The organism is Peribacillus sp. NPDC058075 (assembly GCF_042885195.1).
Taxonomy (GTDB): domain Bacteria; phylum Bacillota; class Bacilli; order Bacillales; family DSM-1321; genus Peribacillus.
Window position 1 is genome coordinate 2729627 of the sequence record NZ_JBHVSL010000001.1, and the last position, 19361, is coordinate 2748987.

Genomic DNA, 19361 nt, shown 5'->3' on the forward strand with positions numbered 1-19361 from the left:
TGAATTTTAAACTTCAATAAAGTTTTCTGATTCTTCCATCCGGACGGAAACAAGTTTGGAGACGCCTGACTCTTGCATCGTTATGCCATATAGGACATCTGCCTCTTCCATCGTGCCTTTGCGGTGAGTAATCACGATGAACTGCGTTTCCCTGCTGAACTTCCTTAAAAATTGACTGAACCGGACAACATTCGCCTCATCAAGCGCTGCCTCGACTTCATCAAGAATACAGAAAGGCACCGGACGCACTTTTAGAATGGAGAATAAAAGGGCTATGGCTGTCAATGCTCGTTCTCCCCCGGATAAGAGACTCAAATTTTGCAGTTTTTTCCCGGGTGGCTGTGCAATGATATCCACCCCTGTATTTAGTAAATCATCCGGATTTGTCAGCTTCAGCTCGGCTCTGCCTCCGCCAAATAAAGCTTTGAAGACTTGTTCGAATTCTTCACGGATCGAATAGAAGGTATCGGCAAAGCGCCGTTTCATTTCATCATCCATTTCATCGATGACTTGGAATAATGTATCCTTCGCCTGTTGAAGGTCTTCCTTTTGGCTTAGAAGGAATTCATAGCGTTCAGCTACACGTGCGTATTCATCAATTGCACCTAGATTCACCGTCCCCAGTTCCTCGATTGCAAGTTTGATGAGCTTCACTCTTTTTTGAGCTTCTTCAGCAGGCATCATCAATGGATACTGTTCTTTAGCCCCTTCAAAGGAAAGGGTATATTCTTCCCTCAAGTGGTCGAGACGATTTTCCAGTTCGACATCCAGACGAGTTAATTTCACTTCTTCATCCTTTATCACTTCGACAATGCCTCTATAAAGTCGATTTTCTTCTTTCAAGGACAGTTCTAGTGATTCAACTTCCTTAAGAAGCTCGTTTTTTTCCTGTTTTTTTATGGTGATTCCTTCAATTGCCCCATTTTTGTCGAGCAATTTCTGCTGAGCCATATCTTCCAGTGACTCTTCCCCGCTTGAACTGTCTGTCATTTCATTGGTCAGGAGCCCTAAATCATCTTTGTTTTCGGCAAGCCTGCTTGTTTCCTTTGAAAGATCCGATTCAATGCGTTCCATCTTCTCTTTTTGGTTTTGCAGCTGGCCACGCTTAGAGGCAAGCATTACCCTCAGTTCATTCGTTTCTTCAGCAAGGCTCTCTTTTGAGGATTGTTGAGATTGCTTTTGTTCGGTCATTTCGGAAATCAACCTGTCAAGCCCTTCAATTTCCGATTTACATGAGTCCAAAAGTTCTTCCAGCTCTTCAAGTCTTGCTGTTTTTTGCTGTTGTTCTTCTAAATATGAATTTTTATCCAAATCATAAAGATGCAGCCGTTCATTCACATTTCTTTCCTGCAGTTCCACTTCACGGAGTTCGCCCTTAAGGGTTTGTTCTTGTAATCGAAGTCTCTCTCCTGTTTTTCTGGTTTGTTCAAGCGTTTGCTCTTGAACGCCTACATCCACTTTGAGCTGTTTGACTTGCTTTTCTAGCTGATTCGTTTTAGCTTCCATGGCAGCAAGTTTTTGTTGGAGCTCTTCCAATTCCGTTTTCCTTGAAAGCAGGGAGGTCGTTTTTTGCTTTAAGGCTCCACCAGTCATTGAACCACCTGGATTGACGATATCCCCCTCAAGTGTTACGAAGCGGAAACGGTGCTGCATCATTTTTGCCAGGTCATTTGCACCTTTTAAATCTGTAGTGATTATCACGGTTCCCAATAGGTTTTCAGCAATCGCTGCATGCCTATCATCATATTGGATCAATGAGGAACCAGTCCCTACAAAAGCTGAATGGCTCTTCAGCATCGATAATTGGTTAGCTGATATCTCTCTTGCCTTTATGACTGATAAAGGCAAGAACGTCGCACGCCCATACCTATTTTTCTTCAAGAAGGAAATGGCTTCCCGTGCATGCTCTTCGCGTTCCACGACAACATGCTGCATCGCTCCGCCCAGCGCCGTTTCGATGGCCGTTTCATATTCCTTTGGAACTTTTATCAATTCCGCAACTGCCCCTTCAATGCCTTGAAGGGTTTCTTTCGCTTTCAAAACCTCTTTTACACCCTGAAAGAATCCTGCATAATCATCTTCCATTTCTTCAAGCAGTTCCTTACGCGATTTTGCCTGTTGAAGGAATTGATAGGCCTTATAAAGGGTGGTTTCTTGTTTTTGATACGTATCTTTTGCCGCATTCAATTTATTCTGCTGATTTCGGAAATAAGTGACATGCTCTTCAAGCTGCTTGGTCATATTGTCCATCAGCTTTGAATATTCCATTTTTTTAGCAGTGATATCCATTCTTTCGGTTAAGAACTTTTCATTTTCCATGTCCAGTTTAGCATTTTTATGTTCCTGCTGTGTTAGCTGCTGGAGCAGGTATTGTTTTTCGTTTTTAGCCGATGCCTGCTTGTTCAACCACTCGATATAGTCACTCTTTTTCGCTTCGATCATCGCTTCGATATCACTATTGAATAGACCCAGGCTTTTTTGTTTTTCATGTAAGGTTTCAGATATCCCTTTCACTTCCAAGTTCAGTGCATTCAGGATTTCCGTTTCTCTTTCCTTTTGCAAAGACAGACGCTCGACAGCAGCCTCACCTTCCACAATCGCTTTTTCCAGCTGCGACTTGTTTTGGGCGGCATTTTTTTTCCGTTCTTTCAAAACTTCTTTACGGCCTTCAAGCTTTTCAAGTTCTTCGCTGGCATTCAGGAGAATTTCCTGAAGACCATTGATCGATGTCTCAAGCGTCGCAAGACTGTCCCTTAGCTTTTTGAGATGCGCTTCCCTATCATGAAGCTGTCCTGCCATTTGCTGTTCCAGTTCATTATGTTTTTCAAGTTCCTGTGATAGTTTTTCCCATTTTCCATAAAGTTCTTCTATTTCAAAAACGGTTAAAGCCACTTCTATTTGCTCAAGCTCATCTTTCTTCGCCAAAAATTCCTTGGCGAGGGAAGACTGAATTTTTAACGGCTCCACCTGCCCCTCCAATTCATGGAGGATATCATGGACACGGTTTAAGTTATCCTGTGTTTCCGTCAGCTTCGATTCCGCTTTTCGTTTTCTCGTTTTATACTTCAGGACACCGGCTGCTTCTTCAAAAATCACTCGTCTTTCTTCAGCCTTACTGCTAAGGATTTCTTCCACTTTCCCTTGGCTGATGATGGAAAACGCTTCTCTCCCAAGACCAGAATCCATGAAAAGGTCTATGATGTCTTTCAGCCGGCAACCTTGATTATTAATGAAAAATTCACTTTCTCCCGATCGATATACACGTCTTGTCACACTGACTTCATGAAAGTCAATCGGCAGGGAATTGGTCTCGTTATCAAGGGTCAATGATACTTCCGCAAAATTCAACGCCTTCCTCGTGTCACTTCCCGAAAAGATGATATCTTCCATTTTTGCTCCACGCAGTGATTTCGCAGACTGCTCTCCAAGTACCCATCGGACTGCATCGGTCACATTACTTTTACCGCTTCCGTTTGGTCCAACCACTGCCGTGACACCAGGTACAAAATCAATCGAAATTTTCTCTGCGAAAGATTTAAATCCTACAACGTCCAAACGTTTGAGGAACATGACCTTTCCCCCTCTACTGTTCAACTATCTTGTTGATTTTTTTTCTTTTAAAACGATCAATGCATGCTCGGCAGCATGCTGCTCCGCTTCTTTTTTGGACTTTCCTATTCCAGAGCCCAGTTCTAATCCATTCAAGGAGACGGTCGAAACAAACTCCCGATTATGAGCAGGTCCTTTTTCCTGCAAAATCTTATATTGCAGGACACCGATGGCATCACGCTGGATCAGCTCCTGAAGCTGGCTCTTATAATCCATCACATGAGAAAAAGCACCCTCGTCTATCTTCGGAAACACGACATTCGTCAAAAACTGCACTACTGACTCTAATCCTTGATCAAGGTACAAAGCACCAATATAGGCTTCGAATACATCCGCAAGCATGGCAGGGCGTTCTCTTCCGCCTGTCATTTCTTCCCCTTTTCCGAGCAATACATATTCCCCGTAAGAAAGGCTATTGGCAAAAGCAACAAGTGAAGGCTCACATACAATGGCTGCCCTCAGTTTGGTAAGTTCACCTTCGCTCATCATCGGATATTTTTGATATAAGTATTTAGAGATGGTCAGTTCAAGTACAGCGTCCCCCAAGAATTCAAGCCTTTCATTATCTTCATAAGGCTTACGGCGATGCTCATTCACATAAGATGAATGTGTAAAAGCTTGTTTCAATAAATTTTCATCTTTAAAATGAAAACCCAGATTTTCTTGCAACTGTTTAAATTTATTATCCTTGATTGATGGTTTACGATTATTTCCGTTCCTACGCATCACACAAAACCCTCCACAACGGTTCAAAAAGCATATTTTTCCAAAATATAAAAAGAAACCTGGCAGGAATTCCTGTCAAGCTTTCCTATGTACCATCATACATTATTATCCGCTTAAAGAAAACTAATGGCAGAAGACCGCTGCCATGCATGCGGTGCTTATCCCGTACATGCTCATTCCCTTATCTGACGCGGCATCAAACTTCTTTAGCAATAAGAGAAAGCCCCGTTAAAAAACGGAGCTTTTAGTCAAATGACAATTCATTACATAGTGCTTTGTATGTAATTCACAGCATCACCTACTGTGGCGATTTTTTCAGCGTCATCGTCCGAAATTTCCATATCAAACTCGTCTTCGAATTCCATGACTAGTTCGACTACATCCAGGGAATCGGCACCAAGATCTTCTTTGAAAGAAGCTTCAAGTTTTACCTCTGATTCTTCTACGTTCAAACGATCTACAACGATTTTAGTTACTCTTTCTAATACATCTGCCAATGTGTTCACCTCCCCTCAAGACATTATAAATTAATTTCGAAAAAAATCAAAGAAAACTTACATGACCATGCCGCCATCTACATGAAGGGTTTGCCCAGTCATATATTTGCTTGCATCGGAAGCGAGGAAAGACGCCACTGCAGCAATATCTTTAGGGTCACCGAACCGTGCAAGCGGAATTTGGTCCAGCATGGCTTTTTGGACTTCTTCAGGCAATTCCCCAGTCATATCCGTAGAGATGAAACCTGGGGCAATCGCATTGACCGTAATGCCTCTTGAAGCAAGTTCTTTTGCCGTGGTTTTAGTCAAACCGATCACACCAGCTTTAGCCGCAACATAATTAGCCTGCCCTGCGTTTCCGCTTACGCCGACGATCGATGCCATATTGATAATCCTGCCGCTGCGCTGCTTCATCATTTGCCTTGTAACCGCCTTTGTGCATAGGAACACGCCTTTAAGATTCGTATTGATCACAGAATCCCATTCATCTTCTTTCATACGCATCAATAGGTTATCACGTGTGATACCTGCATTATTAACCAGGATATCCACTCTGTCAAACTGTTCTATGACCTCTTTGATCATGCTTGTCACCGATTCACTATTTGCAACATCGCATTGGATGGAAAATGCTTTACGGCCCAATGCCTTGATTTCATCAACCACTTCATTTGCTTTAGCTTCACTGCCGGAATAGTTGATGGCAACGTCTGCTCCCTGACGGGCAAGTTCCAATGCAACTTCCCTGCCAATACCTCGTGAAGCTCCCGTTACAAGTGCTTTTTTACCTTCGAGGATCATGCTTATACCCCCTTCAATGTTTCAATTGTTTTAGTCAGAGTATCTATATCGGATACTGAATGAATTTGAACGGAACGGTCGATTTTCTTTATCAATCCGCCCAATACTTTCCCCGGGCCCACCTCGATGAACGTATCCACGCCCAATTCAAGCAGCTTTTTCACGCTGTCTTCCCAAAGAACCGGTGAATACAGCTGTTCGATTAATTTTTCTTTAATTTCAGCAGGTGCTGTAATGGGCTTGGCCGTTACGTTTGAAATGACTGGAATTCCTGCCTGGTTGAAGCTTACTTCATCGAGTACCCCCTGTAACTTTTCTGCTGCCGGTTTCATTAATTCTGAATGGAACGGTCCGCTCACTTCAAGAGGAAGAGCCCGTTTAGCCCCATTTTCCTTGGCTTTTGCACTTGCAAGTTTAACCCCTTCGGAGGTGCCTGAAATGACGATCTGCCCTGGACAATTAATATTGGCCAATTGAACGGATTCACCAGTGGCCGTAATTTCAGCAGTGACTTCAGATAAAGCTTCACGGTCCATTCCCAATATGGCAGCCATTGAGCCTTGGCCGTTCGGTACCGCAGCTTCCATGAATTCACCACGTTTACGCACTGTAAATACGGCATCTTCAAAAGAAATTGCGCCAGATGCCACTAATGCCGTATATTCACCTAAACTGTGCCCGGCTGTATAATCGGGTTTGATCCCCGCTTCTTCAAGTTCTTTGACAAAAGCATAACTCGTGGTCAATAAAGCAGGCTGTGCATTATAAGTCACCGTTAATTCTTGTTGTGTGCCATTAAAGATCAATTCTGAAAGTGGAAAATCAAGTTTTTCATCCGCTGATCGAAAAATTTGCTGAGCACGCTCGTTTTCCTGAAATAAGTCATGCCCCATTCCTATTGATTGTGATCCTTGTCCTGGAAAGACAAAAGCAATTTTACCCATATGTTACTCCCCTGCCTCTATGATTTATTATTGTTTTTCTATCGTCTCCGCAATTGTCGATATGACGTCATTTCCAACCATATCGCGAGTCTGGCGTATTGCATTATAGACTGCATTCGCATCTGAGGAACCATGAGCCTTAATGACAGGGGCCTTCAAACCGAAGAGGCCGGCACCGCCATACTCCGAGTAATCCATTTTATTTTTTATGACTTTCAGTTCAGGCTTTACCATTGCTGCAGCCAGCTTACTCTTTAGGTTGCTCATCAAGGCCGCTTTCACCATTTTAAATACACCCATAGCAGTACCTTCAAGCGTCTTTAACACCATATTCCCCGTGAAGCCGTCCGTAACGACAACATCTGCCGGCCCGCTAAGGAGGTCCCTTGCCTCTACATTGCCAATAAAGGATATCTCCGATGATTGCTGCAATAATGTAAAGGCATGCTTAGTCAGTTCATTCCCTTTTTTTTCTTCTGTTCCGATATTAAGTAATCCAACACGGGGCTTTTCAATTCCCCGCACTTTTTGTGCATAAACAGACCCCATTATGGCGAATTGAAGGAGGTGCTCCGGTTTCGCATCGGAGTTCGCGCCTACATCCAGAAGTACAAAACCTTTGCCATCGATTGTCGGAAGGGTAGGAGCCAACGCCGGACGTTCAATGCCCTCTATCCTTCCGACCACAAACAAGCCTGCAGCCATTAGGGCCCCCGTATTGCCGGAAGAAATGCATGCATCCGATTCTCCGTCAGCCACTTGCTGTGCTGCCAATACCATCGAAGCGCTTTTCTTGCGGCGAACCGCACGAACAGGTTCATCGGTGCTTAATATTTTTTCATCAGTATGTATAACCTTTATACGGCCATGTTTCGCTAAGTATTGGTTGATCTCCGATTCATTGCCTATTAAGGTGATTTCCACATCGGAAAAAGCCTCGACAGCTTTCATCGCTCCCAAAACCTGTGCCTTTGGAGAATTGTCGCCACCCATTGCATCTATCGTTATCTTCATTTTCTTTCATCCTTTACTAGCAAATTAAGAGCGATACATTTCGAACTCGCCTTTAAAAACCAGTTCATTACCCACGTAGCTTCTAACCTCCACCACGGAACGATCGTTGGTGTGATCCACGTTTTTAACCCTAGCTTTGGCTACCACTCTTTCATTTTCCTTTACAGAACGAGTAAATAAAATGGATGCTTTCGCAGTTAATGCCAATTCATCATTTATGACTGCTACAGCCAATGAATTTGCTTGGGCAAAAAGGTGATGTCCCCTTGCAATTCCATTCCGCTTAAAGACATGCTCTTTATTTATATCCAAAATCGAAATTGCGTTATCATCTAAATTAAGATCAATTACTTCCCCGATGATTTCATCCAAAGGCAATGCCCTGATTTCGTCGCTGAATTTTTTCTCGGCCACGCTTTTAATACGTTCACGCAGTTCCGGTATCGATAATTCAAGACGGTCAAGCCTAATGGTCTGGACGCTCACCGAATATTTTTCAGCCAGCTCCTCATCCGTTACAAAAGGATTCTGTTTAATCGTTTCGATTAATAATTGCTGGCGTTCCTTCTTATTTCTTCGCATTTGAAGGTCACCATCCGTAGTATTATGACTAGGTACTAATAGTAGTATATATATTTTAAAAACAGATTGCAAGATATTGAGTAAAATCTCACAATCTGCTATTGGTTTTTTTATTCAGCTCAGTCCAGCTTTTCTCCCGTGAATACTCCCGTTCCCGCTAGGTAGTTCCGCAGCGGTGCATACTCAGGGGAATGCCAAAAGCTTTGGGAGGCAATCAATTTTGCAGCATCTTCCCTTGCCACTTCCAAGGTCCTGTAATCATGGACCATGTCGGCTACCTTGAACTCGGGAAGGCCGCTTTGTTTTTTACCGAAGAAGTCCCCGGGGCCGCGCAGTTCCAAATCTTTTTCGGAAAGGGCGAATCCATCGTTTGTCTCGGTCATGATTTTCATCCGTTCTTTGCCGACTTCCGTTTTCGGATCAGCCAGCAGGATGCAAAAGGACTGATCGCTTCCCCGTCCAACCCTTCCGCGCAACTGATGCAACTGTGAAAGCCCAAAGCGCTCAGCATCATAAATGACCATTACCGTTGCATTTGGAACATTCACCCCAACCTCGACAACCGTCGTGGAAACAAGGATTTGTGCTTCATTGGCACTAAACTGCTGCATCACTTCGTCTTTTTCATCCGCGGACAGCCTGCCATGCATAAGTCCCACTTTGTACCTGTTCGCAAAGTATTGAGTCAGCATTGCATGAACATCGAGAACATTCTGTAAAGAATCGAGTTTCTCCGACTCCTCGATCAATGGACAGATAACGTAAGCCTGTCTCCCTTTCTTTAGTTCCTTTTCGACAAATGTTAAGATCCGATCAAGCATTTGGTGTTTTGCCCAATAGGTTTCTATCGCTTTACGCCCGGCAGGCATTTCATCGATCGTCGAGACGTCCATTTCCCCAAACACTGTAATTGCAAGCGTTCGCGGAATCGGTGTAGCCGTCATGAAAAGTACATCTGGATTTGTACCCTTTTCTCGAAGGATCCGGCGCTGCTCCACTCCGAAACGATGTTGTTCATCCGTTATGACAAGTCCCAGGTTCCGAAAATTCACTTCATCCTGTATCAATGCATGTGTTCCTATCAAAAGATCTAGCTCCCCGGATTCCAGCATTTGCAATAGTTCCTTGCGCTTTTTGCCTTTTACCGAACTTGTCAACAATGCGACCTTCACTCCACTCGGTTCCAACATCGCCTTCAGCGATTGAGTATGCTGCTCAGCCAAGATTTCCGTCGGGACCATTAATGCACCTTGGAAACCTGCTGTAATCGTCGCCTTCAGGCATATCGCGGCAACCACCGTTTTTCCAGACCCGACATCCCCTTGAAGCAGCCGATTCATCCTGTAGGGGGATTTCATGTCATTCATTATTTCCTCGACGACCCTATTCTGAGCGTTAGTCAAAGGAAAAGGGAGAGTTCCAACAAAAGCTTCCAACTGCTCCATGTCAAACTCCTGGCCAATTCCTTTTGACTGCTCCCGCTGCACTTTACGAAGTGCCTGCATTTTAAGTTGAAACAATAAAAATTCTTCATACACAAAACGGCGGCGAGCCTTTTTCACATCATTGGCCGATTGAGGGAAATGCATGGTACGAAGAGCGTCGTTACGCGGCATCAGTTTGTATGCCGACAATAATTGCGGGGGCAGATTTTCTTCTATCATTGCCCCATATTCAGAAAATGCATTGGAGATAAAGCGACGGATCCCTTTGACAGTAATGCTGCCCTTCACTGAGTATACCGGTTCGAACTCTTTCTCCCGGCTACGATCGCCAACGTGGCATTCCGAGCCTGTAATGGTTTGGCGATGACGATCCCACTTTCCTGTTACCGTTACGGTTTCGCCTATCGCAAGCTTCGGCTTCAGATATGGCTGGTTAAAAAAAATCACATTTATTAAGTATCTCCCAGTTAACACTTTAATCGTAAGCCTGGATTTTTTCTTTCCGAAGTACCCTAATGTAGGTACCGTATGAACTTTGCCTTCTATGGTAACCCGCTCATCATGCTCGACCGTTTCTAAATCCCTCAATCGGTAATCTTCATAGCGATATGGGAGGTGCTCAAGGAGATCCGCGACGGTATGGATCTCCATTTCCCCCAAAGCTGCCCCCGTTTCGGCCCCAATGCCCTTTACTGCTGTTATCGGTTCCTGTAAAGCGGTGTTCACTTCTTATTCAGCGGCAAGCCAAAGATTTTGGCTTCCAACTCCCGTCCAGTCGGTGTAGCCGCTAAACCTCCTTGTGCAGTTTCCCTAAGAGCCGATGGCATCGTTTGCCCGATTTTGTACATCGCATCAATCACTTCATCACACGGTATGCGGCTTGTGATCCCCGCTAGCGCCATATCTGCGGCAACCATAGCATTGGCTGCACCCATGGCATTACGCTTCACACAAGGCACCTCCACAAGCCCAGCAACAGGGTCACACACAAGGCCAAGCATGTTCTTTAATGTGATTGCCATCGCTTCTGCACTTTGTGCAGGTGTTCCTCCTGCCATTTCAACGATGGCCGCCGCAGCCATGCCTGAAGCAGAACCGACTTCAGCCTGACAGCCCCCTGCGGCTCCAGAGATCGAAGCATTATTCGCTACAACAAAACCAAACGCCCCTGCTGTAAATAGGAACTCAATTTTCTGTTCCCGATTCGGCTTTAGTTTATTTTGCAAAGCAAAAAGGGTTCCAGGTACAACACCGGCAGATCCAGCTGTAGGTGTCGCACAAATCGTTCCCATGGCTGCGTTCACTTCGTTTGTTGCCACCGCTTTGCTTACCGCATCCAGCAGCAGTTCACCGGATAAGGAATTTCCTGATTTAATGTAAGTCTGAAGAAGGACTGCATCCCCTCCCGTCAGGCCTGAAACGGAACGGACACCTTGAAGTCCTTTTTCAACTGCCTGTTCCATTACATCCAGGTTGACTCCCATCTGGCTGATGATTTCTTCACGGCTTTTTCCCGTTACTTCCATTTCCTGTTCTATCATCAGCGTTGAAATTTTTTTTTGCTTTGATTCAGCTAATTCTACTAATTCCGCTACATTACGAAACATGATTTCTTCTCCTTCCTAAGTGGAAACGATTGCCCTATCAATCCACAATCCTCGCTACTTGAGTGATGTTGGGGAGTGCTGTAATTTCAGCGATGACGTGATCCTCCAGGTTTTGGTCCACTTCAATCGTCATCAAGGCCATCTTCCCTTTTTCTTTTCGGGAGACTTCCATCTGACCAATATTGATTTGATGCTTGGCTAATATGTTTGAAACATTTGCGATGGCACCAAATCGATCATCATGAACGACGAGTATGGCAGGGTTGTGCCCGGAGAGCCTCAATTTAAACCCGTTCAGTTCGACGATTTCGATTTTCCCCCCGCCTATCGATATTCCGACAAGTTCCAGTTCACCATCCTCATCACCAACCGTTATTTTTGCTGTATTGGGATGCTCCGGTACGGCTTCTTCTTCCCGAAAAGTAATTTTCATCTTCTTTTTGCGGGCTATATCCAGCGATTCTTTGATTCTCTCATCAAATGTATCAAAATCAAGTAAGCCTCCTACAATGGCTACATCCGTTCCATGGCCTTTATAGGTTTTGGCAAACGATCCGTAAAAAGAAATATGGGCCCATTTTGGTTCCCGGTCGAATAAATTCCTGGCAACCCTTCCGATCCTTGCAGCTCCTGCTGTATGTGAACTAGAGGGGCCAATCATAACAGGACCAATTATATCGAATACACTTCTAAATTTCATGATTTGCTCCTCCTTCTATACACTGGGAGTCAGGTTAATAATAAAGCCTGATATATTGTAATTACAATTACGCTGTCCGTAATCCTTCTTTTCATAAAAAATAAAACTGCATAGCCTAATGACATATGCAGTTTATTGCCTTTTATTTTTTTCAGGATCCTTAAACATTGTGACGAATAAGTCTCCCTCATCTTCATGGTTCTCTACTTATTCAATTGAAAAAATGAAAGAATATAAAGGTTGTTTCCCATTATGCACTTCAACTTCAACGTCTTCGAAATTCTCATTACAAAACGCAACAAGACTTTCGACATTTTCAGCAGTGGCATCTTCTCCATATAAAATGGTAAGGATTTCCGAATCTTCATCAATCATATCGGAAAGAAGATCTTTTGCCGCTTGAGTCATGTCTTTATCCTTCACTTTGATGGTGCCTTCAGCAATTCCCATGAAGTCCCCGGTCTCGATTGCAAGACCGTCAATGTTGGTATCCCGGACAGCATAAGTAATCTGGCCCGTTTTCACATGTGAAAGGGCTTCGATCATCGCTTTTTTATTCTCTTCAGCATCAAGTGAAGGGTTGAAAGCCAGCAATGCAGCCATTCCCTGTGGTACTGTTTTCGTCGGGATGACAGTCACATGATCCCCGAGTACATCAGCAGCCTGATTGGCCGCCATGATGATATTTTTATTATTAGGCAAGATGATCACATGATCTGCGTATGCCTCTTCGACAGCTTTAACGATATCTTCCGTGCTAGGGTTCATCGTTTGTCCGCCTTCGATGACAGACTTAGCGCCGATGCTTTTGAATAATTCGCTGATGCCAGCACCCATCGCCACTGACACTATAGCATACTTCTCTTTGGTGGACGGTTTAGTTTGAAGCGGTGTATTCGTCTCACCTAAAATGGCAGTATGCTGTTCACGCATATTATCGATTTTCATTTTTATTAAGCTACCATATTGCTGTCCATAATTCAGGCACGTGCCAGGCTGTTCAGAGTGAATATGTACCTTGACGACTTCATCATCTGAAATGACTAATAAAGAATCTCCGTATTCACTTAAATCATTTCTGAATTTTTCTTCATCAAATGATTCATTGGCAAGTTTTTCACTTTCCAATCGGACCATGAATTCCGTGCAGTAGCCATACACGATATCTTCCGTGTTCATATGCCCTTGTACCTTCATGTGATGTTCGGCATTGATCATGTCATCCATGCTTGGTCCATTTGCAGGTCGGACTGGAAGGGCCTCACCTTTCAGCTCAGCAAGGAAACCTTCATAAACGAACACCAACCCTTGCCCGCCGCTATCAACGACTCCCACTTCTTTTAAGACTGGAAGAAGATCCGGTGTGCGTTTTAATGAAGCATTGGCCTCCGTAACGATTTCTTCCATCACCTGAATAAGGTCTATATGCTTTGCTGCAGATGAAACCGCTTGCTTGGCTGCATCTTTTGCAACCGTTAAAATGGTTCCTTCAACAGGTTTCATAACGGCTTTATAAGCTGTCTGAACCCCCGCTTCAAAAGCTTGGGCAAATTCTTCACTATTGATTTCCGATTTATGTTCAATCGCTTTAGCAAAACCGCGGAACAGTTGCGAAAGGATAACTCCCGAATTGCCGCGTGCGCCCATTAGCAATCCTCTTGAAAGTGACGCACCCACTTTCCCGATGTGTTCCTGGACGTTATTTTGCACTTCCTTCGCACCCGAAGTCATCGATAAATTCATATTCGTTCCTGTATCCCCATCCGGAACAGGGAAAACATTCAACGCATCAACCATTTGGGCATTAGCCGCTAAATGGTTGGCACCTTGAATGATCATTTCTGCAAAGCGCTTTCCGTTCAAACTTGTAATTGACACAAAACTTTCCTCCTATACTTAAGGGTTCGTCACACGAACTCCCTGTACAAAAATGTTGACGGAATCAACAGCTAATCCTACAGTTTTGTCCAGGGTGTACTTTACCTTTGATTGCACATTATGTGCAACTTCCGAGATTTTCGTTCCATAACTTACGATAATATACATATCGATATGAACTTCTTCCTCTTCTTGACGGACAATTACACCCTTAGTAAAGTTTTCTTTTCTTAAAATTTCGGCAATGCCGTCTTTAAATTGTTTTTTGGAAGACATTCCTATAATTCCGTAGCAATCCACGGCTGCGCCGCCTGCTACAGTAGCGATAACCTCATTAGAGATATCAATTTGTCCATACTTCGTTTGTAATTCGATAGACATTTTCTTTTCCCTCCCAAAAATCAAATCAACTAAAGACATTTTACTATAATGTCTATGGTTTTAAAAGTAAATGTCTTACGGTACTATATATAATTGAATTTTGAAGTATGTATGTCAAGGTTTTTTTCTTGAAAGTAATTAACTGAAGTATTGCATTCTAACGGTAGGTATGATAAATTATTAAAGTATTTTACAAAGACTTAAGACGACTGCGAAAACTTAAGCTTGTTGTAGTTAGGAGGGAATTTGACATGGCACGTAAATGTGTAATCACTGGAAGAAGAACTCGTTCTGGTAACAGCCGCTCTCACGCAATGAACGCTAGCAAGCGTACATGGGGCGCTAACCTTCAAAAAGTACGTATTTTAGTTGACGGTAAACCTAAACGTGTATACGTTTCTGCAAGAGCTCTTAAATCGGGCAAAGTAGAACGCGTATAATGTTACGGCATCCTCTTAGGATGCCTTTTTACTTGTAATGGCCGGTACTTAATGGGGATGGTTTCAATTCGTTGATCAGGTCTTTCCTGCATCAAGGAGGAAGCCTTCACCCATTAACGGATGGCCTCACCTTTTTACAGAAAAAATAACACCTCCCTTAATTTGAGAGGTGTCATGGAGATAAGTATCAGCCTTTTTTAAACGCTCCGAGCATAGCCCTTACCAAACTGCCCAGAACTTTTGGCAATTTAATCGTATAAAATTTCATCATGCCCCTCCTCTTTGCATCCCACAATTAAAGATGAAGTGGAATTTTTCTATTACAACATAAGCTTTTAAGCGGATATAGGATGATCGTAATTATATCCGAATCTGCTCTAAGCATGAATTTTAATCACTGCTTCTTATCACCATTAATATGCCTTTCTCAAATGAAACATTCCCAGATTCGGAAATTAGTTCATTGCTGATGCAAAGCGTCGAACCTATTTCCAAGCTCGCACCATCCAGCGGGTATTTGAAACCCGAAAGAGTAATGCCGGTGACTTCAGCCGTTACAGGGAGCAATGACAAGTATTTCTTATCTTTCAAAGCAGTGACCTCATATGAACCTGCTGTCTTTACCGTGATTATATTTTGCCGATCGACTATGTATATATCCATATCTCCATGATGAGGGAGGACACTTTCTTTTTGGAGCAGCTGGATATTCCCAAGAAAATGGTCCATTCTTCCCCCTGTTGCGCCAAGAATGTGAATTTCACTTGGTTTTTGCCCTATTGCCCATTTAAATGCAATCTCTAAATCCGTTTCATCCTTTTCCGAAGAATATAGATTGATTTGTTCCAGCCTTTGTTCAATTTTCCTGTATTCACCTTCCGAAACTGAATCAAAATCCCCAAAACCGCATTTAGGTTCGATACCTTTTTCAAGCAAAGACCACACTCCCCTGTCAACCCCGACCCAAAGGTCTGTCTTCTCCTTATACCATGTCAGATCTGGCCAAAAACATTCCGGACCTCCAGCCATAATACTAATAATCATCGATATCATCCTTTTCTTTACATATTCATATTAAAGATTCCTATGTTTGATTGATAAAAAAAGCCGATCACCCTCATACGAATATGATAGTGTCGGCTTATATCACTTTCCCCGAATCTTTTGAATCGCTGCGTTTCGATCTTCTTGATTATATATTGCAGAGCCTGCCACAAGGATTGTCGCCCCTTGTTCAATACATAGTTTAGCCGTCTCTTCATTTACTCCACCATCAATCTCAATTTCCAGATTTTGATTATACATTTCCGCCATTGCCTTCACTTCGGCAATTTTGGGAAGAACGGATTTAATGAACTTCTGTCCGCCAAAACCAGGATTAACCGTCATCAACAATACCATGTCAATATCTTCGATTATAGGTTGGATCAAGGAAGCTGGAGTGGCCGGATTAAGCACCACGCCTGCCTTTACACCAAAAGATTTAATCAATTGGATCGTCCGATGCAAATGTGTGCAGGCCTCTACATGGACAGTTATATAATCGGCTCCCGCTTTCGCAAAGTCCTCGATATAACGATCTGGTTGTTCGATCATTAAATGAACATCAAGCGGAAGCTTTGTCACCGGGCGGATGGCATCAACAATTAGTGAGCCTATCGTTATATTCGGCACAAAATGCCCATCCATGACATCTACATGGATTAAATCCGCTCCTCCCCTTTCCACATCAAGAATTTCTTCTCCCAATTTTGCAAAGTCAGCTGATAAAATGGATGGTGCGATTTTAACCATTTTAATACCTCGGCTTTCTGTCTCTGATTTCTTCTAAGAATTGCATATAATGCTCATATCGATAACGTGGAATTTCCCCGGCATCGACCGCTTCCTTCACTGCACACTTCGGTTCTTTATCGTGCAGGCAAGCCCTGAATTTACAGTCTTCCCCATGTTTATGCATTTCCGGGAAGCAATAGGATAACCGTTCAGCTTCCATTTCCATGAATTCAAGTGAACTGAACCCTGGAGTATCCGCGACAAGTCCAGAGCCGATATGAATCAATTCAACGTGGCGGGTGGTATGCTTCCCTCGTCCCAAGTGTGAAGAAATATCATCCGTCTTTAAAGCCAATTCAGGATTGATTGCATTCAGCAAAGACGATTTCCCAACACCTGACTGCCCGGCAAATACACTGGTTTTTCCTTCTAAATACGGCACTAGTTCTTCAATTCCTCCAGCGGTAACAGAAGATGTTTCCAGTACAGTATAGCCAAGCTTTTGATAGTCCTTGATATACTGAGACAATTTCTTTTGGTTTTCAGCTGTAACCAAGTCCAATTTCGTCACGACGATAATCGGTTCGATTTCGTTATCTTCAATCAGTACGAGAAATCGATCGAGCAATGCCGGACTGAAGTCAGGTTCTACTGCTGAAAATACGAGGATTGCCTGGTCTACATTTGAGATTTGCGGACGTATCAATTCATTCTTTCGCGGTTTTATTTCGGTCACGGTCCCGTCCGTTTTATTTTCCGCTTCAAAAACAACATAATCACCCACTAGCGGGGTTACCTTATTCTTCCTGAACAGGCCCCTTCCACGGCATTGATAGACCTCTTCACCATCAAGGACATAATAAAATCCACTTAATGCTTTGATAATTTTTCCTTCGGGCATAACCACACTCCTAATTATTAAATTTATTCTGGATATGAGACGGATTTATCAATGATGACCTGATTGTCCCGCATGACTTTATATCCTGCTTTTTTATCCGGGGAAACCATTAATTCGATCGTTCTCTTGGCATCTTCCAATATATAGAATGTTTCTTTAGGCTCGGTCATGCTATTGTTGATATCCTCGATGAAAATTTGTATTTTTTGCGTTTTGCCAGGCTCAACCGGATCATACTCGATTTTGATTTCCTCCGTTACACTCTTAGGAGGAATTTCTTCTTTCCCTTTTGAAATGACCACTTTCACTGTACTGCCCTTTTCCACCTTTGTAGCAGGTTCGGGTGACTGGGAAATGACCAGCCCCTCCGCAACGGAATCATCATAGATTTTTTCTTCGACATCGATCTTTAGTCCACTTTCACTGGAATAATCATCAAGGCCAGCTTGATTGAACCCCGTTAAGTTCTTCAAGCTCAGCAAATCTGCCCCTTTACTGACCGTTAACTCGAGCTCCGTTTCGGATGGTACGACCTCAGTGGCACCCGAGGGCGATTGTTCAATGATCGTGCCGGCTGCACTGTCATCATATTTTTCGGTCACGCTTATGTTTTTGAATCCCATTTTATCAAGGAGGGCTTTTACATCAGAGTAGTCTCGACCTTCATAGCTGGACAATGAAATCGTCTCTTTACCAATGCTTTGATAAATATCGATCACTGCATCTTCCTTGACCGTCTTACCTTCCTTAGGGTTGGTTTTAATCACAAGACCAGCTTCAACCTCTTCATCTTCAATCTCGATCGTTTCTCCAACTTTCAAATTCAATTCAAGCAATTCAGTAATGGCATCATCCAATTCTTCCCCTTTAAGGTCCGGGATCGTCACTTCCTTCGAGACAAGGAGGGGAGGTACAACAGTGATAGATAAAACAGCAAGCAGGGCGAGAACTAAAAAGGTGGTAACCAGGATTGCAGGCATGTTCTTTCGTTTTTTACCTTTATGTTCCGACTTGTTTTTTTGTTTTTTCTGTTTCTTTTGTTTCTTCTGTTTCTTTTTCGATTTACTCTCTGCTTCAGAATCACTTTTCTCATCATCCGCATAAACTAAAGTATTTTTTTCAGGACCCCTTATGATTGTCTCATCGACGCTGGAAAGCTGATCATCCGTTATGACGGGGATGGCTTTTGTTGCATCATGATCTTCAGGAATGGCAAAAGGCAGTTCATTTGAACGCTCAGGATTAAGCGACGTCCGTATGTCATCTTCCATCGAGTCTACGCTCTCATAGCGGTAATATGAATCTTTAGCTGTCGCTTTCAAGATAATATTTTCCACACTCTGAGGTATTTCAGAGTTCCAGCGTTTTGGCGACGGAGTTTCCGATTGTAAATGTTTAAGAGCGATCGACACGGCTGATTCACCCGAAAATGGCAATCTTCCCGTCAATAATTCAAACATGACGATGCCAAGTGAATAAATGTCCGACTTCTTATTGGCCATACCACCTCTGGCCTGTTCCGGAGACAAATAATGAACCGAGCCCAAGACTGCGTTGGTCTGCGTTATGTTTGTTGCACTTAGGGCCAATGCAATGCCGAAGTCCGTAATCTTGACGGTTCCTTCTTTATCAATCAAAATGTTCTGTGGCTTGATATCACGATGAATGATTCCATTATGATGGGCATGGGAAATCGCTGCCGTGATTTGCCTCATGATATCCAAGGCTTCATCCACTGGAATTGGATAATATTTTTGTATGTATTGCTTAAGTGTAAAACCGTCAACGTATTCCATTACAATATAATAAATGGAATCTTCTTCTCCAACATCATAAATACTTACGATATTGGGATGGGCCAAGCTGGTTGCCGATTGGGCTTCCCGATTGAAGCGCTTGATGAACTCTTCGTCATTATTAAAATCCATGCGAAGGATTTTCAATGCGACATCCCTATCCAAGATCATATCTCTTGCAAGGTAAACATTCGCCATACCGCCGCCGCCGACCATCTTGATCAGTTTATAACGGCCGTTGATTCTTCTACCAATCAACATTCA

General features: G+C 43.2%; 18 protein-coding genes. 1 reads left to right on the forward strand and 17 read right to left on the reverse strand.

The window, feature by feature from the left end; all coding sequences use genetic code 11:
• Positions 1-6: 6 nt before the first annotated feature.
• From smc to ACFVS1_RS13585, 12 genes are all read right to left on the reverse strand, one after another.
• Complete coding sequence (smc, locus tag ACFVS1_RS13530; RefSeq protein ID WP_387548066.1) at positions 7-3570, reverse strand: chromosome segregation protein SMC; 3564 nt, start codon at positions 3568-3570, stop codon at positions 7-9.
• Between the two features lie 24 nt (positions 3571-3594).
• On the reverse strand, positions 3595-4335 hold the full coding sequence (gene rnc / locus ACFVS1_RS13535) for a ribonuclease III (protein WP_352922609.1): 741 nt from the start codon (positions 4333-4335) through the stop codon (positions 3595-3597).
• A gap of 263 nt (positions 4336-4598) precedes the next feature.
• The gene (locus tag ACFVS1_RS13540; protein WP_034313729.1) at positions 4599-4832 is read right to left on the reverse strand and encodes an acyl carrier protein; all 234 of its coding nucleotides are present in this window, start codon (positions 4830-4832) and stop codon (positions 4599-4601) included.
• Positions 4833-4889: 57 nt separating this feature from the next.
• A complete protein-coding gene (gene fabG / locus ACFVS1_RS13545; protein WP_352921498.1) occupies positions 4890-5633 on the reverse strand; it encodes a 3-oxoacyl-[acyl-carrier-protein] reductase in 744 nt (247 codons plus the stop codon).
• Positions 5634-5635: 2 nt separating this feature from the next.
• A complete protein-coding gene (gene fabD, locus ACFVS1_RS13550; protein WP_352921500.1) occupies positions 5636-6577 on the reverse strand; it encodes an ACP S-malonyltransferase in 942 nt (313 codons plus the stop codon).
• A 27-nt stretch (positions 6578-6604) separates the two neighbouring features.
• The gene (gene plsX / locus ACFVS1_RS13555) at positions 6605-7591 is read right to left on the reverse strand and encodes a phosphate acyltransferase PlsX (RefSeq protein WP_352921502.1); all 987 of its coding nucleotides are present in this window, start codon (positions 7589-7591) and stop codon (positions 6605-6607) included.
• A gap of 24 nt (positions 7592-7615) precedes the next feature.
• Positions 7616-8173 carry a transcription factor FapR gene (fapR, locus tag ACFVS1_RS13560; protein WP_034313744.1) on the reverse strand — a complete coding sequence of 186 codons (558 nt, stop codon included), beginning with the start codon at positions 8171-8173 and terminating at the stop codon, positions 7616-7618.
• A 119-nt stretch (positions 8174-8292) separates the two neighbouring features.
• Positions 8293-10344 carry an ATP-dependent DNA helicase RecG gene (gene recG / locus ACFVS1_RS13565; protein WP_352921504.1) on the reverse strand — a complete coding sequence of 684 codons (2052 nt, stop codon included), beginning with the start codon at positions 10342-10344 and terminating at the stop codon, positions 8293-8295.
• On the reverse strand, positions 10341-11225 hold the full coding sequence (sdaAA, locus tag ACFVS1_RS13570) for an L-serine ammonia-lyase, iron-sulfur-dependent, subunit alpha (protein ID WP_241591117.1): 885 nt from the start codon (positions 11223-11225) through the stop codon (positions 10341-10343). The genes recG and sdaAA overlap by 4 nt, the downstream gene beginning before the upstream one ends.
• A 37-nt stretch (positions 11226-11262) precedes the next feature.
• Positions 11263-11925: an L-serine ammonia-lyase, iron-sulfur-dependent subunit beta gene (gene sdaAB, locus ACFVS1_RS13575; RefSeq protein WP_352921506.1), complete on the reverse strand. Its 663-nt coding sequence runs from the start codon at positions 11923-11925 to the stop codon at positions 11263-11265.
• Positions 11926-12132: 207 nt separating this feature from the next.
• On the reverse strand, positions 12133-13803 hold the full coding sequence (locus ACFVS1_RS13580; protein ID WP_387548073.1) for a DAK2 domain-containing protein: 1671 nt from the start codon (positions 13801-13803) through the stop codon (positions 12133-12135).
• 18 nt (positions 13804-13821) lie between these two features.
• A complete protein-coding gene (locus ACFVS1_RS13585) occupies positions 13822-14184 on the reverse strand; it encodes an Asp23/Gls24 family envelope stress response protein (protein WP_034313762.1) in 363 nt (120 codons plus the stop codon).
• Positions 14185-14435: 251 nt separating this feature from the next.
• Here ACFVS1_RS13585 and rpmB point away from each other — a divergent pair, with 251 nt between their 5' ends.
• Positions 14436-14624 (forward strand): 50S ribosomal protein L28, encoded by a 189-nt coding sequence (gene rpmB, locus ACFVS1_RS13590; protein ID WP_034313767.1) that lies wholly within the window; start codon positions 14436-14438, stop codon positions 14622-14624.
• 187 nt (positions 14625-14811) lie between these two features.
• Here the strand turns inward: rpmB and spoVM are convergent, their stop codons facing one another.
• From spoVM to pknB, 5 genes are all read right to left on the reverse strand, one after another.
• The gene (spoVM, locus tag ACFVS1_RS13595) at positions 14812-14892 is read right to left on the reverse strand and encodes a stage V sporulation protein SpoVM (protein ID WP_034313769.1); all 81 of its coding nucleotides are present in this window, start codon (positions 14890-14892) and stop codon (positions 14812-14814) included.
• 122 nt (positions 14893-15014) lie between these two features.
• Positions 15015-15668 carry a thiamine diphosphokinase gene (locus ACFVS1_RS13600; protein ID WP_387548077.1) on the reverse strand — a complete coding sequence of 218 codons (654 nt, stop codon included), beginning with the start codon at positions 15666-15668 and terminating at the stop codon, positions 15015-15017.
• 102 nt (positions 15669-15770) lie between these two features.
• Positions 15771-16418, reverse strand: a complete 648-nt coding sequence (rpe, locus tag ACFVS1_RS13605; RefSeq protein ID WP_352921511.1) for a ribulose-phosphate 3-epimerase — start codon at positions 16416-16418, stop codon at positions 15771-15773.
• Between the two features lies 1 nt (position 16419).
• On the reverse strand, positions 16420-17301 hold the full coding sequence (gene rsgA / locus ACFVS1_RS13610; protein WP_230177534.1) for a ribosome small subunit-dependent GTPase A: 882 nt from the start codon (positions 17299-17301) through the stop codon (positions 16420-16422).
• A gap of 23 nt (positions 17302-17324) precedes the next feature.
• On the reverse strand, positions 17325-19358 hold the full coding sequence (gene pknB, locus ACFVS1_RS13615) for a Stk1 family PASTA domain-containing Ser/Thr kinase (protein ID WP_387548080.1): 2034 nt from the start codon (positions 19356-19358) through the stop codon (positions 17325-17327).
• Positions 19359-19361: the final 3 nt, after the last annotated feature.